The sequence below is a fragment of the Corynebacterium sp. NML120713 genome (assembly GCF_001875735.1).
Taxonomy (GTDB): domain Bacteria; phylum Actinomycetota; class Actinomycetes; order Mycobacteriales; family Mycobacteriaceae; genus Corynebacterium; species Corynebacterium pseudogenitalium.
Window position 1 is genome coordinate 28652 of record NZ_MLCR01000006.1, and the last position, 13619, is coordinate 42270.

The following is a 13619-nucleotide window of genomic DNA, read 5'->3' on the forward strand; positions in this document are numbered from 1 at the left end:
ACTTCCCGCCCCTAGAAAGAGCAGCTATGCACCACACCACACTCCGAATCGCGACGGCAACCGCACTCGCATCCTCCCTGGTACTGAGCGGCATGACTGGCACGGCACACGCCGAAACCACCGCAACGGTGCACACCAACGCCGATAACAACGGCACGACAGTGACCACCAACGTCACCACCAACACCACCGCAAACGGTGGTGTGACCAAGGAAGAAGCAAACGCGCTTGAGGTCGCCGGAGTTGTGGTTGGGCTCTTGGCAGTACTCGGGGCCCTGATGGCCGGGTGGCTATACTTCGCTGCCCCGCACATGGGCCTGAACTTCGGCCCCCGCCTCTAACGAGTGCAACGGCCCTCACAGCGCCAGGATCTGCTCTGGCAAACAATCATTGGGTTCGTAGGGTTCTTCACCCTGCTCGCCTTCGTACAGGCCGCCATCAACATCACAAAGCCCGAGCCATCAATCTGGCCGGGCCTCGTTCTTGCCGCCTTCGTCGCAGCATTGTGGTGGCTGATTCGCCGGTGGCGCCAGTGGCGCGCAGGCGAAGACTAAATCACTCCTCGCCGAGCAGACGCTCACGCAGCGCGGCGTCCTTACGCTCAACTTCAGCCGCCATGTCGGACTGGTACTTCGCCGGCGATTAATGCGTCTACGAGTATCATGCCACCCACAATAAACACCCACACGCTGCACAAACAAGCGATTGTGAGAAGCATTCCACTTTCAGCTCAAAAGAGAACCGGCAGCCCAATCCATACGCCTAATATAGGTCTGGTTTTTGCCGCTGCGATCGTGCGCAGGGCAGGATTCGCGCTGTGCTAGTGTCACCAATGTGACACGGGGTGCACCCCGAAGTGGTGCTGAGATCAGACCCGTCGAACCTGCTCTAGCTCAACCTAGCGAAGGGATGTCCCACATGAATGCACCTGCCCTGCCCCGCATCCTCACGATTGCCGGCACCGACCCGACCGGAGGCGCAGGCGTCCAAGCCGATATCAAATCCATCCAGGCCGCCGGCGGCTTTTCCTACAGCGTAGTGACCTCGCTGGTCGCCCAGAACACCACCGGTGTGCAGGAGATTTTCACCCCGCCGATCGACTTTCTGCGCACACAGCTGCGCTCCGTCACCGATGATGTGGCGATCGACGCGATCAAGATCGGCATGCTCGGCACCACCGAAATCATCGAGGTCGTACGCGAATTCCTCACCACACACGCACGAGAGGCCGCGGTGGTGTTGGATCCGGTGATGGTGGCGTCGTCAAGCGATAGGCTCCTGACGCCCGAGGCGGAAGTCGCGCTGCGCGAGCTCGCCTCGCTTGCCGACATCATCACGCCCAACCTCCCCGAACTCGCCGTCCTCACCGGCGAAGACCCGGCCACCGACTTCGACACCGCGATCGCGCAGGCGCAGGGGCTGGCGAAAAAGCTGGACACAACCGTGATTGTCAAGGGCGGGCACCTCACCGGCCCGCGCGCAGACAACGCCGTGGTGACCGCCGAGCGCGTGCACCACGTGTCGGTGAGCCGCGTGAACACGAAGAACACGCACGGCACGGGCTGCTCTTTTTCCTCGGCGCTGGCGACGCGCCTGGGCGCCGGCTTCGATACGCCGACGGCGACCGAGTGGGCGTCGCGCTGGCTGTACGAGGCGATTGCGCACGCCGACGCGCTCGCCGTTGGACACGGCCGCGGCCCCGTCGACCACGGGCACGTCGGCCGCCGCATGCAGCGCGCCGCCGACTGCAACCCCGAGCGCTTCCTGCGCATCGACGCCCCACCAACCGCGCCACTCGCCACGCCTGCTGGCCCGTACACCCAGGCGCTGTGGGACGCCTCGGCGCCGTACCTCACCGCGATTATGGAGCTGCCGTTCATCCGCACGCTTGCCGACGGCACCCTCGACCACGCCGAATTCATGTTCTACCTCGAGCAGGACGCCTACTACCTGACCAAGTACGCGCGCTCGCTGCACGCGCTTGGCGGCGCGTGGGCAAAGGATGCGGACGCCGCGATCACCGACGAGCAAGAGATGCAACGCACCTGGCTCGCCGATCTTGGCCGCGAGACGCTGCCGTCGCCGGTCACACGCGCCTACACCGATTTCCTGCTCGCCTCCGCCCTCGGCGAGTCGGCGGCGATCGGGCAGGCGGCGGTGCTGCCCTGCTACTGGCTCTACTACGAGGTCGGCGCGCGCCTCGCGGAGCACAACCACGCCTCGCATCCCTACCACGACTGGCTGGCCACCTACTCGGGCAACGGTTTCTACGAGGCGGTGCGCGGCGCGATCGACCGCTGCGAGGCCACCCTTGAGGCGAACCCCGACGCCCTGGACGCGGCGGTGCGCGCGTGTGCGGTCGCCTCGCGCTACGAGCGCGATTTCTTCGACCAGGCCGACCGCGCGTGGGTGGTGCGCGATGCCTAAGTCGCTCGACCTACGCTGCTATTTCGTCACGGGCCAGCCTACCGCCGATGTCGCGCGCGTCGCCGCCGAAGCCGCGGCCGGCGGGGCGGGCGTGATCCAGGTGCGCAGCAAGCCGATCGCCAAAGCCGACCTCGAGCGTCTCGCGTGCGAGGTCGCCGATGCGGTCGCCGCGGCGAACCCGCGCACGCGCGTGCTTATCGACGACAACGTTCCCCTCGCCGCCCGCCTCATGCGCACCCACCACATCCACGGCGCGCACATCGGCCAGGACGACATGGACCCGCGCGCCGCGCGCGAACTGCTCGGGCCGGACGCGATCCTCGGACTGACCACCGGCACGCTCGCACTGGTGGAGGCGGCGAACGCGTACGCCGACGTGATCGATTACGTCGGCGCGGGCCCCTTCCGCCCGACCCCGACGAAGGACTCCGGCCGCGCCCCACTTGGCCTCGACGGCTACCCGGCGCTGGTCGAGGCCTCGCAGGTACCGGTCGTGGCGATCGGCGACGTACACGCCACGGATGCCGCCGCGCTTGCCGCCACGGGCGTGGCCGGCGTGGCGATCGTCCGCGGTTTCATGCACGCTGAGGACCCGCGCGCGATGGCGGCGGGTATCGTCAAGGATTTCGAGGAAGCGTCGTGAGTAGTTTCGAGCACGTCATCGTCGGCGCCGGCATCATCGGCCTGACCACCGCGTTCGAGCTCACACGCCGCGGGGTGGATCCCCGCAGGATCGCGCTGGTGGACCCGGCCCCGGCAAGCGGCGCGACCAACGTGGCCGGCGGCATGCTCGCCCCGGCCGCGGAAGTGCAGTACCGCCAGGAGCCGCTCTATCCGCTGATGTTGGAGTCGGCGGCGCTCTATCCTTCGCTGATCGCAGACCTGCCGGGCATCGAGGTTGGGTACCGCACCGAGTCGACCTTCGTGGTCGCCGCCGACCGCGCCGACGCTACCCACCTGCGCGAGCTCACCGAGCACCAGCACGCCCACGGCATGGACGTCGACCGCCTCACGCTGCGCCAGGCGCGGGCGCAGGAGCCGGGCCTAAGCCCCCAGCTGGCCAGCGTGGTGGAGATCCCCGGCGACCACCAGGTCAACCCGCGCATGTTCGCCGCCGCTCTGCTGCGCGAGCTTGCATCGCGCGGCGTGACGCTGGTTCGCGAGCAGGCCACAGCACTGCGCTGGGAGGGCGAAACCTGCGTGGGCGTCGAAACCAGCACCGGCAGCCTGCGCGGCGACACCATCTACGCGTGCAACGGTCTCGGTGCCAGCGCGCTCGGTCTGCCGCTGAACCTGCGACCGGTGCGCGGCGACATGCTGCGTCTTACCGGCCGCATGCCGGTCGGCCGGGTCGTGCGCGCCTTCGTCGAGGACCGCCCCGTCTACATCATCCCGCGCACCGACGGCACCATCGCCGTGGGCGCAACCAGCCGCGAAGACGCGCGCGTGCGGCCCGCCGTCGATGGCGTGTATACGCTGCTTCGCGACGCCATCCGCGTCGTCCCCGCCATCGAGGACTGCGAGCTGGTTGAGGCGCTCGTCGGCAATCGCCCAGGCACGCCCGACGACCTGCCCTACCTGGGGCTGCGCGGCGAGAACCTGGTGGTCTCCACCGGTTATTTCCGCCACGGCATCCTGCTGGCAGCGCTCGGCGCGCGCGTCGGCGCCGACCTCGGGCTGGACCGCGAAACCACCGTCGATATTTCCGACTGCGACCCCGGCCGCCACGAACTGTAAAGGAGCATCATGCGCATCATCATCAACGAGAAGCCCCATACCTTCGACACCGCGCCGACTGTGCGGTCGCTGGTCGAGGAGGTCGTCGGCCACGCAGAAGGCGTCGCCGTCGCTGTCAATGGCAAGGTTGTGCCCGCAAGTCGCTGGGACAGCTCGCTTGCCGACGCCGACACCGTCGACATCCTCACCGCCGTCCAAGGAGGCTAGACGTGCTGAACATCGCCGACAAGAAATTCGACTCCCACCTGATCATGGGCACCGGCGGGGCGACCAGCCAGCAGTTGCTCGAGGACGCGCTGGTGGCCAGCGGCACGCAGCTGACCACCGTGGCGATGCGTCGGCATGCCGCCCGCACCAATGGCGGCGAGAGCGTCTTCGAGATGCTCACCCGGCTCGGCATCGATCCCCTGCCGAATACTGCGGGCTGCCGCACCGCCCGCGACGCGGTGCTCACCGCGCAACTGGCGCGCGAGGCGCTCGGCACGAACTGGGTCAAGGTGGAGGTCATCGCGGACGAGCACACGCTGCTGCCGGACGTCGTCGAGCTTGTCGACGCCTGCGAGCTCCTCGTCGCCGAAGGCTTCGTCGTGCTTGCCTACACCTCCGACGACCCGGTCGTCGCCGCCCGCCTGGAGCAGGTTGGGGTGCATGCGGTGATGCCGCTCGGCTCTCCGATCGGCACCGGCCTTGGCATTTTGAACCCGCACAACATCGAGCTGATCTGCGCGCGTGCGCAGGTGCCCGTGCTTCTCGACGCCGGCGTCGGCACCGCTTCCGACGCCACCTTGGCCATGGAACTCGGCTGCGACGGTGTGCTGCTCGCCAGCGCGGTCAACCGTTGCCAGGACCCGGTCGCGATGGCGCGTGCGATGCGACACGCGGTCGAGGCTGGCCGGCTCGCGCGGGATGCGGGTCGGATTCCGCGGCGGACGCATGTGGAAGGGGCGTTGGCGTCGTCAAGCTTTGATGGCCTAGCGAGCTGGGCGGATGAGGTCCTATGAGCCTGCCTCACGCTGAGCTGCGGCGCACCGCGCGCCAAACGCTGCTGCCCGGCTTCGGGCTAGCGGGCCAAGAGGCGCTGAACCGCGCGCGGGTGCTTGTCATCGGCGCGGGCGGGCTCGGCTGCCCGGTGATGCAGGCGCTGGCGGCCACAGGTGTCGGCACGATCACGGTGATTGATGATGACGTGGTGGATGACACCAACATCCACCGCCAGATTCTGTTTAGCGCCTCCGACGTGGGCCGGCCCAAGGTGGAGGTGGCAGCCGAGCAGCTGCGCCGACACCGCGCAGACGCCACGATCGTGCCGCTGCGCAAGCGCCTCGACACCTCCAACGCACCTGGGCTGTTCCGCGAGCACGACCTGGTCATCGACGGCTCCGATACCTTCACCACGAAATTCCTCGCCGGCGACGCCGCAGAACTCACCGGCACGCCCCTGGTGTGGGGCTCGGTGCTGCGCTTCCACGGCGAGCTCGCGCTGTGGTACTCCGGACCGGATGCACGCGGGGTCGGGCTACGCGACCTCTACCCCACCCACCCGGCACCCGAGGACACTCCGGACTGCGCCACCGCCGGCGTGCTCGGGGTGACGACCTCGGTCGTCGGCGGGCTGATGGCCACGGAGGCCGTGAAATACCTCGCGGGCATGGACGCCGAGGTCGGTGTGCTCCATGTCTACGAGGCGCTCGCCGGGACGCTCCGGCGCTTCGAGGTCGCTGCCGACCCGCAGCGCGAGCTGGTCACCGAACTCGTCGCCGAAGCTGCCCCGTGTATGCTGCCGCCAGACGGCGAGAAAACGCGCCTACTCGCGCAGGTCGCGGATGGTCACGCCACAGCGCTGGACGTGCGCGAACTCGGTGAAAAAGCGATCAAGGACCTGCCGCACGCGTCCTTCCACCTGCCGGCCTCGGTGTGGCGCGAAGACCCGGACGCCGCGCTTACGCTCCTCGACGAGCTGCGTGGCGCGGGCGAGGTCGTGGTCTACTGCGCCTCCGGCAAGCGCTCGGCCGATTTCGTTGCGCGCTTCGGCGAGGCTGCCGCCGCGCGCGGCCTCACTCTGCACAGTTTGCCGGGCGGGGTCTAGCGACCCCTAACGACGCTGCGCCGCTGCGATCTCGGAAGTGTTCTGCGCCGTCTTGATCGCCGAGACCATGAATTCGAGGGTGACGCGCGCGCTGATCAATGAGAACAGCGCGAAAAGCGTACCGAAGAGAAGGAAGCCGATCAGCATGAGCAGGCCGGTGCCAAAACCAACACTAAACGTAGCCAGCGACACCAAAAGGCCGAAGACCCCAGCACAGTCCGATGAAGACTGCGGAGATCAGGTAGATCACGCGGGCGAACTTCAGGGTGATGTACTGGGAGAAGGAGAAGTCGAAAAGCGCGGAGAAGAAGCCGTCGGCGGTCTGCTTGCTTTGCGCGGCGTTGAAGTTGGCGATCATGGGTGTTCCCTTTCAGTCGTATTACAGGTGCACTACGAACTTATACCCGGGTTAACGCGCTCCCGCTTCGTTTATCCAGGTTGGTTACTCAGTCAGCAGGCTTTCGCCTCTGGCTTCCAGGAGTTGTTCCATCTCGTGCATCTCAGCGGTTTGCACGTCGACCATTTGTTGAGCCAGTTCCACGAGAGGCTGGTAGCCGCCGTTGTCGATTTGGTCTTGGGTCATGGCAACGGCACCCGCGTGATGGAAATGCATGAGCTGGAGGAACCGGGTGTCTGCTTCCTCGCCCGAAAGTGATTTCAGCTGGTCCATCTGTTCTGGAGTGATCATGCCATTGGCAATGTGTGGGGCGTGATGTGCCATCAAGTCACCCTGGTCCCATTGTTCAGCCCAGTCGACCATGGTGTCGATTTCTTCTTGTTGCCCGATTTTAATCCGTTCGGCCAAGTCCGCGGTGGCTTCGCTGATGCCATCGGCGGCCAGGATGATCTCGCTCATGTCCACGGCTTGCTGGTGATGCGGTGTCATCATCGCGAGAAAATGCAAATCGACCCCATTGACTTCTGCGGGTTGGTTGGCCCCGGCAGTCACTGCGGCACCGTCCTTGTCGGTCTGGGGCGCGTCTGTGGCGTCTTGGCCATCTCCGGCGCATGAAGCCACGCTGGCCCCCAGTACTGCAACGGTGATCAAGCCGGTGATGCGGCGATGTAAGTGTGTCATGAATGGAGCCTTCCTAGGACTGAAGCACATGGCACCAAAAGTAGCACCATCGGATGTACTCTAGCGCATTTTGTGCATAAGGCGTCGCCACACAACCCGCGCCGCGGAGTGCGGCAACGCAACGAGCTCGCGCGCGTAGTTCTTCGGCCGGGAGCGGCGCGGGGTGCGCGCAGGCACCATCTCCACTGGAATCCCCAGGTGCCAGGCCCACACGCGCGTGCGGCGCACGTGGAAGTTGCTGGTCACCACGATCAGCCGCGGCGCGTGCGGGAACAACGCGCGGGTACGCTCGAGGTTTTCGTTCGTCGACGACGCATGGGGCTCCTGAATGATCAGTTCACGGGGCACGCCGCGCTCGACAAGCCAGCGAGCCATCACGGCCGCCTCCCCGCGGCCGGTGACCACGATGGCGCGCCGCACGCCAGCGTGCGCGTCCGTCCGCCAGCGGAGCAGTGCGCTGCAGAGCCGGGCGTGCAGCATGCGCGACGGGTGGCCGTCGACAATTCGCGCACCCAGCACCACGATGGGACTGCTACTCACCCAGCAACCGGCTGCGCAGCGCGGCGTCCTTACGCTCCACTTCGGCCGCCATGTCGGCCTGGTACTTCGCCATCTTCTCCACCAGATCCGGGTCTCCGACGCCAAGCATCCGCGCAGCGAGCAGGCCCGCGTTCTTCGCCCCGCCAATGGAGACCGTCGCAACCGGAACGCCGCCCGGCATCTGCACGATGGACAGCAGCGAATCCAGCCCGTCGAGGTCCTTCAGCGCGCGCGGAATCCCGATGACCGGCAGCGGCGTTGCGGCGGCGACCATCCCCGGCAGGTGCGCTGCCCCACCGGCGCACGCGATGATGACCTGGATGCCGCGCTCGTGTGCCTGCTTGGCGTAGGCGAGCATCTTTTCGGGGGTGCGGTGCGCGGAGACCACCCCAACCTCAAACGGCACCCCGAACTCCGCAAGTACCTCTGCGGCAGGTGCAACCGTGTCCCAGTCCGAATCCGAGCCCATAATGAGCCCAACGCGTGCGTTCATGAAGCAACTCTCTTCCTGTTAGTACCAGTTCGCGTGAACGATGAAGTGCGCGGCGTGCTGTGCAATCGCCAAGGTGGACGTAACGTCGTAGCCGGTAACGTTCACGTGTCCCATCTTGCGCCCAGGGCGCCAGCTCTTGCCGTACAAGTGCACCTTGGCCTCTGGGTAGCGGCGCATCACCTCGATGACGCGCTGCTCCATTGGCATCTGCGGGTCCTCCTCCGCGCCGAGGGTATTGACCATCACCGTGACTGGCTCCAGGGTGTCCACCGAGCCAAGTGGCCAGTTCAGGACAGCGCGCAGGTGCTGCTCGAACTGGGAGGTCACGCACCCATCTTGGGTCCAGTGCCCGGTGTTGTGTGGGCGCATCGCAAGCTCATTCACCAGGATTTCCGACGCCCCGTCCTCCCCAATGCGCTCGAACAGCTCGACGGCAAGCACTCCGGTGACGTCGAGCTTCGTGGCGATCTTGGTCGCCAGGTCACGGCACTGTTTCGCCACATCAGCCGGTAGTTCTGGCGCCGGCGCGATCGCAATATGACACACGCCATCAGCCTGGCGCGATTCGACGACGGGCCACGCCTTTACTTCGCCATCGCGGTTGCGTGCCACCATCGCAGACAACTCGCGGACGAAATCCACCTTCTCTTCCGCGTACAGCACGACGCCCTTCTCCAGCAGATCGGTCACGAGCTGCTCACACTCCTGCGGCGTCTCCGGGAACCAGACGCCATGCCCGTCGTAGCCACCGCGCGTCGCCTTGACGCACACGCGGCCGTCGACACGCTCCCAGAACTCGCGCGCGTCCTCCACCGAGTCGAACTTCGCGAACGGCGGCACTGGTGCCCCCAACTCCTTGAGCTTTGTGCGCTGCTCAAGCTTGTCCTGGGCATAAATCAGCGCCTGGGGGCGCGGCTCCACGTTGTAGCCCTCGTCCAACAGGCGCTGCAGAAACTCGTTCGGGACGTGCTCGTGGTCGAACGTAATCGCCGAGGCCCCTTGGATCGTTGCGTGCAGGTCGTCGAAGTTGGTGTAGTCGCCGAGCTGGACGTCGCCAAACACCTGGGCGGCCGAGGCGTCCGGGGCTCCCGCAAGCACCCGGGGCTGCAGTCCGAGCTCGATGGCTTCGGTGTGCATCATTCTGGCAAGCTGACCGTCACCGATGATGGCGACTCTGGGCATTCCTTGAGCGTCTCTCACAACGAACTACCTTAGCCTTAAGGGCGCTACGATGTGGGCATGACTGAAACGAATCCTGCCATTGTTCGCCACACCATCTTCCAGAACTCGTTGATGACCGCGCTTCTCGACGGCATCTACGAAGGCGAACTGACCATCGGAGACATCCTCGGCAAGGGAAACTTCGGCCTTGGCACCTTCGACGGGCTCGACGGCGAGATGATCATTCTCGACGGCGTGTGCTACCAGCTCACCAGCGACGGCAAGGCTCGCGTCGCCACCCTCGACCAGCGCACGCCATTCACCGTCGTGACGAACTTTGTGCCACGCATCCGCGTCGACGCCCCGAAAGGGATGCGCCGCGCGGAACTCGCCGAGTTCATCGACGCGCTCGAGCCGAGCCACAACTTCTTCTACGCCGTGAAAATCACCGGCGCCTTCGACGAGGTGGTCACCCGCACCGTAACCAAGCAGGAGAAGCCCTACCGCCCCATGACGGAAGCCATCGGCGACGACGCCGAGCACCACTTCACCGACATCCACGGCATCATCGGCGGCTTCCGCACGCCCGAATACGCCAAGGGCATCGGGGTGCCGGGCTGCCACGTCCACTTCATTGACGACGCCCGCACCGCCGGCGGCCACGTGCTCGACTACACCATCAACGACGCCATCATCGAGCTATGCCCCGCCACCGACATGGACCTGCATCTACCGATCACGGCGGACTTCCAGGCGGGCAACTTGAACCCCAACGACTTGGACAGCCAGCTGCACACGACGGAGATTAAGGAGTAATTAGCGGCGGCGCAGACTCGCGTCGAGTGCGCGCTCCACCGCGCGCACCTTGCCTACGCGGGGGAAGAACACCGGTTGGTCGTACCCCCACAGGGCGATGGACAGCCCGCCGCGTTGGCGTCGAAAAGAATGAATCTGGCGCAGCGGGATCGAGTCGACCGCACCACGCGCCGAACGGGCGAGGATGCGACGGTCGGTGAGCAGGAAGCGCTGGCGGCGGTGACGCACCACCGGCCACACAAAACGCCACGCGGAAAGCAGCGCCCACACTACGACGACGATGTTGCGCGCCTGAGCGTCGATAAACGGGGTGACGTCCATCCAGCCGATGGCGATCCAGGCGACCCCGGTGATCACGATGAGCTCGAGCAACGGGAAAATGAGGCTCGTGAAAGGCGGGTTCGTGTCGGCGAGGACGGTCTCGCCCTCTGCCAGCTGAAACTTCACCCGCGACTGTTGCACGGCACAGATCCTACTGTTTCGGCCGGAGGTGGTGCACATCTCCGACGCTGTACGCCGTGCCGTCGATGATTACTTCACCCTCGTCGTTGACACCATCGACGGTGCCGACCACCTCGCCGTTGTGCAGCTCAAGGCGCACATGTTGGCCGATCGTGGTACACACCTTGCGGTAGTCAGCGAGCAGCTGCGGGTCTCGCTGCTGCCACTGCTGAAAGCGCTCGCCCATCGCGCAGAGCACCTGCGTGGTGAAGTCCACGACGTCGACGTCGATCCCCTCGAGGTTCAGCGCGGTCGCGGTGGGAATGGGCAACTCTTCGCGTGCAAAGTTCAGGTTGATGCCGATGCCGACCACCACGCGGCCGTCCGCGAGCCCGGAGAGGATCCCCGCGAGCTTCTTGCCACCGATCTGCACATCGTTCGGCCACTTGAGCTGGGCCTGCGGCACGACGTCGGTCATCGCGACGCCGGGGGCGATCGACAGAAGCCCGAGCGGTGGCGGGTTGTCGTCGACGGGCAGCACCATGCTCATCGCCAGCTGCGCCCCCTTCGGGCTGACCCACTTGCGGCCAAGGCGCCCGCGCGACGCCGTCTGCTCCCCCGCGATCAGCACGGTGCCTGGCTCGCCTTCACGCAGCAGATCGTCGTTCGTCGACCCAGTAGTTTCGACCCAGCGCACCACCGGCCAATACTTTTCGACGCCCCGCTGGAGCCTGGTCAGTTTCTCAGCATTCATGGTGATCCAATCTAGCGCTACTGTTGGACGCATGACGATTCAACGTTTTCTCCGCAACGCACTCATCCCGACGTTCGGGGTGGCCGGCATCCTGCACTTCATCAAACCGGAGCCGTTCGACTCCATCGTTCCCGAATCCCTCCCGGGTGAGGCCCGGACGTACACCTACGCATCTGGCGTCGCAGAACTTGCGGCCGCGGCACTACTGGCCGCGCCAAAGCTTGGCCCGGCGTCACATGCGGGACACCAGAAGCGTGCGCCGAAGCTGCGCAAACTCGGTGGTGGCTTCGCGGCAGCGCTGTTGCTGGCCGTGTGGCCTGCGAACTTCGAGATGGCACGCCAGTGGCGTGATAAGCCGTGGCAGAAACAAGTGATCAGCATTGGCCGCCTGCCGTTGCAGTTGCCGCTGATCTCGGCTGCGTGGAGCATTTTCAAGGATCCAAGCATGCGCTAAGCGCTGTGCAGATTTCGTGGCGGCGTCCTGGTGCCTGAAACATTGGGGCGTCGCCACGCGATTTATAATGTGGTTTTCTTTCCGTGCTAGTTAGACTGAGGCGATATGGGCGATAAATCTTCTTCCAAACCTGACATGTCGACGACTGCAGGCCGCATCCAAGATCTGCGCAACCGGCTTGACGAGGCCCGGGCACCGCTGGGCCAGGACGCGATCGACGCAGTCCACGAGGCCGGGGACCTGACCGCGCGCGAGCGCGTCGAGCGCCTGCTGGACGCGGGGTCCTTCGTGGAGGTCGACGCGCTGGCGCGCCACCGCGTTGAGGCGTACAAGATGGACCGCACCAAGCCGTCGACGGACGGTGTCGTGGCAGGCTACGGCCTGATCGACGGCCGCCGCGTGTGCGTGTTCTCTCAGGACGCCACTATTTTCGACGGCGGCATCGGCGAGGTGTACGCCGAGAAGATCCTCAAGGTCTACGAGCTGGCTGCAAAGACTGGCGTGCCGGTGATCGGGTTCTACGACTCGCTCGGCCCGCGTTGGCAGGAGGGCGTCGTCACGGCGCATATGCAGGCGAAGATCCTGCGTGCCGCGACGCAGGCTTCTGGCTTGGTGCCGCAAATCGCCGTGGTTGCCGGTGAGGTTGCCACGCTTGCTGCCACGACCGTTCCGCTGGCTGACATGTGCATCATGGTTGATGGTGCGAGCCTGCACCTGGCCGCGACCGACGTCGCCTCCAAGGTCGCTGGCAGCGAGGTGACGGCGGAGCAGCTCGGCGACGCGGATGTCCACGCAGCGACGACTGGTGTTGCCAACATCCGCGTGAGCACCGATGAGCAGGCCGTCGACGAGGTGCGCAAGCTCGTGAGCTACCTGCCACTGAACAACCGCGCGGCCGCTCCCGTCGCAGATGCTGCCGAGGGCGCGGACGCCAGCGTGCTCGACTCCCTCGTCCCGGATGAGGACGCCCAGCCATACGACATCACTACCGTCATCGAGACGATCACCGACGGCGACTTCTACGAGCTCGGCGGCGCCCACGCCGGCAACGTCGTCACCGGGTTTGCGCACATTGATGGTCGGGCGCTCGGCATCGTTGCCACGCAGCCAAGCGTGCTCGCCGGCTGCCTGAGCGCCGACGCCGCCCGCAAGGCCGCGCGCTTCATCCGCACCTGCGACGCCTTCAACCTGCCGCTGCTGCACATCGTGGACTGCCCAGGCTTCGTCCCGACCGTCGAGGAGGAGCAGGCAGGCGCCCTGTCCGCGGCGTCCACGCTGGCGTACGCCTTCGCTGAGGCCCAGGTGGGCACCATGACTGTGATCACGCGCAAGGCGCTCGGCACCGCCTACTCGGTGCTCGGCTCGAAAGGGCTGGGTGCTGACTTGGTCTTCGCGTGGCCGACCGCGCAGATCGCGCTGGCTGACGCTCCGACGGCTGCTGAGGCGTTGGGCGTCGATACGCAGGCGTACGAGGAAGAAAACCTCAACCCCTACGTCGCTACCGAGCGCGGCCTTGTCGACGCCGTCATCGCGCCAAGCGACACCCGCGCCCAGCTCGTGGAAGGTCTGCGCCTGCTGGAGCGCAAGGTTGTGTATCCGCCGCAGAAGAAGCACGGCAACCTGCCGCTGTAA

19 protein-coding genes and 1 riboswitch are annotated in these 13619 nt (G+C 65.9%); of the genes, 11 read left to right on the top strand and 8 right to left on the bottom strand.

Annotated features, from left to right (window positions below; translation table 11 throughout):
- Positions 1-26: 26 nt before the first annotated feature.
- From BJP06_RS02475 to BJP06_RS02510, 8 genes are all read left to right on the top strand, one after another.
- Complete coding sequence (locus BJP06_RS02475) at positions 27-341, top strand: hypothetical protein (RefSeq protein WP_070362961.1); 315 nt, start codon at positions 27-29, stop codon at positions 339-341.
- 3 nt (positions 342-344) lie between these two features.
- Entirely contained in the window at positions 345-554 is a 210-nt protein-coding gene (locus BJP06_RS02480) for a PEP-CTERM sorting domain-containing protein (RefSeq protein ID WP_070477699.1), read from the top strand.
- Positions 555-830: 276 nt separating this feature from the next.
- Positions 831-927: riboswitch (TPP riboswitch) on the top strand.
- Positions 919-2427 carry a bifunctional hydroxymethylpyrimidine kinase/phosphomethylpyrimidine kinase gene (locus tag BJP06_RS02485; RefSeq protein ID WP_071572700.1) on the top strand — a complete coding sequence of 503 codons (1509 nt, stop codon included), beginning with the start codon at positions 919-921 and terminating at the stop codon, positions 2425-2427. (Overlaps the previous riboswitch by 9 nt.)
- A complete protein-coding gene (locus tag BJP06_RS02490; RefSeq protein WP_070362964.1) occupies positions 2420-3070 on the top strand; it encodes a thiamine phosphate synthase in 651 nt (216 codons plus the stop codon). The genes BJP06_RS02485 and BJP06_RS02490 overlap by 8 nt, the downstream gene beginning before the upstream one ends.
- A complete protein-coding gene (gene thiO / locus BJP06_RS02495; RefSeq protein WP_070362965.1) occupies positions 3067-4164 on the top strand; it encodes a glycine oxidase ThiO in 1098 nt (365 codons plus the stop codon). Before BJP06_RS02490 ends, thiO begins: the two co-directional genes overlap by 4 nt.
- 9 nt (positions 4165-4173) lie before the next feature.
- Positions 4174-4371: a sulfur carrier protein ThiS gene (gene thiS, locus BJP06_RS02500; RefSeq protein WP_070362966.1), complete on the top strand. Its 198-nt coding sequence runs from the start codon at positions 4174-4176 to the stop codon at positions 4369-4371.
- Between the two features lie 2 nt (positions 4372-4373).
- Entirely contained in the window at positions 4374-5165 is a 792-nt protein-coding gene (locus BJP06_RS02505; protein ID WP_071572701.1) for a thiazole synthase, read from the top strand.
- Positions 5162-6250 carry a ThiF family adenylyltransferase gene (locus tag BJP06_RS02510; protein WP_070477696.1) on the top strand — a complete coding sequence of 363 codons (1089 nt, stop codon included), beginning with the start codon at positions 5162-5164 and terminating at the stop codon, positions 6248-6250. Before BJP06_RS02505 ends, BJP06_RS02510 begins: the two co-directional genes overlap by 4 nt.
- 6 nt (positions 6251-6256) lie before the next feature.
- On the opposite strand, the gene BJP06_RS02515 is transcribed toward BJP06_RS02510, so the two are convergent.
- The 6 genes from BJP06_RS02515 to BJP06_RS02540 all read right to left on the bottom strand — a co-directional run bounded on the left by BJP06_RS02515 (position 6257) and on the right by BJP06_RS02540 (position 9543).
- Positions 6257-6442, bottom strand: coding sequence for a DUF4282 domain-containing protein (locus tag BJP06_RS02515; RefSeq protein WP_240492828.1), 186 nt, complete (start codon positions 6440-6442; stop codon positions 6257-6259).
- On the bottom strand, positions 6423-6608 hold the full coding sequence (locus BJP06_RS02520) for a DUF4282 domain-containing protein (RefSeq protein ID WP_070362969.1): 186 nt from the start codon (positions 6606-6608) through the stop codon (positions 6423-6425). Before BJP06_RS02520 ends, BJP06_RS02515 begins: the two co-directional genes overlap by 20 nt.
- A gap of 84 nt (positions 6609-6692) precedes the next feature.
- Positions 6693-7328 (bottom strand): DUF305 domain-containing protein, encoded by a 636-nt coding sequence (locus tag BJP06_RS02525; RefSeq protein WP_070362970.1) that lies wholly within the window; start codon positions 7326-7328, stop codon positions 6693-6695.
- Positions 7329-7388: 60 nt separating this feature from the next.
- Positions 7389-7868: a YdcF family protein gene (locus BJP06_RS02530; RefSeq protein ID WP_071572702.1), complete on the bottom strand. Its 480-nt coding sequence runs from the start codon at positions 7866-7868 to the stop codon at positions 7389-7391.
- Positions 7861-8361, bottom strand: coding sequence for a 5-(carboxyamino)imidazole ribonucleotide mutase (purE, locus tag BJP06_RS02535; protein ID WP_071572703.1), 501 nt, complete (start codon positions 8359-8361; stop codon positions 7861-7863). The genes BJP06_RS02530 and purE overlap by 8 nt, the downstream gene beginning before the upstream one ends.
- Before the next feature lie 18 nt (positions 8362-8379).
- Entirely contained in the window at positions 8380-9543 is a 1164-nt protein-coding gene (locus tag BJP06_RS02540; RefSeq protein ID WP_071572704.1) for a 5-(carboxyamino)imidazole ribonucleotide synthase, read from the bottom strand.
- Between the two features lie 57 nt (positions 9544-9600).
- Between BJP06_RS02540 and budA the strand changes: the two genes are divergently transcribed.
- Positions 9601-10338, top strand: a complete 738-nt coding sequence (gene budA / locus BJP06_RS02545; RefSeq protein WP_071572705.1) for an acetolactate decarboxylase — start codon at positions 9601-9603, stop codon at positions 10336-10338.
- Here the strand turns inward: budA and BJP06_RS02550 are convergent, their stop codons facing one another.
- Both BJP06_RS02550 and BJP06_RS02555 read right to left on the bottom strand, forming a co-directional pair.
- Positions 10339-10800: a hypothetical protein gene (locus BJP06_RS02550; protein ID WP_255365772.1), complete on the bottom strand. Its 462-nt coding sequence runs from the start codon at positions 10798-10800 to the stop codon at positions 10339-10341.
- Between the two features lie 10 nt (positions 10801-10810).
- Positions 10811-11533, bottom strand: coding sequence for a biotin--[acetyl-CoA-carboxylase] ligase (locus BJP06_RS02555; RefSeq protein ID WP_071572863.1), 723 nt, complete (start codon positions 11531-11533; stop codon positions 10811-10813).
- Positions 11534-11564: 31 nt separating this feature from the next.
- Here BJP06_RS02555 and BJP06_RS02560 point away from each other — a divergent pair, with 31 nt between their 5' ends.
- Both BJP06_RS02560 and BJP06_RS02565 read left to right on the top strand, forming a co-directional pair.
- Entirely contained in the window at positions 11565-11987 is a 423-nt protein-coding gene (locus BJP06_RS02560; RefSeq protein ID WP_071572707.1) for a hypothetical protein, read from the top strand.
- A 105-nt stretch (positions 11988-12092) separates the two neighbouring features.
- The gene (locus BJP06_RS02565) at positions 12093-13619 is read left to right on the top strand and encodes an acyl-CoA carboxylase subunit beta (RefSeq protein ID WP_071572708.1); all 1527 of its coding nucleotides are present in this window, start codon (positions 12093-12095) and stop codon (positions 13617-13619) included.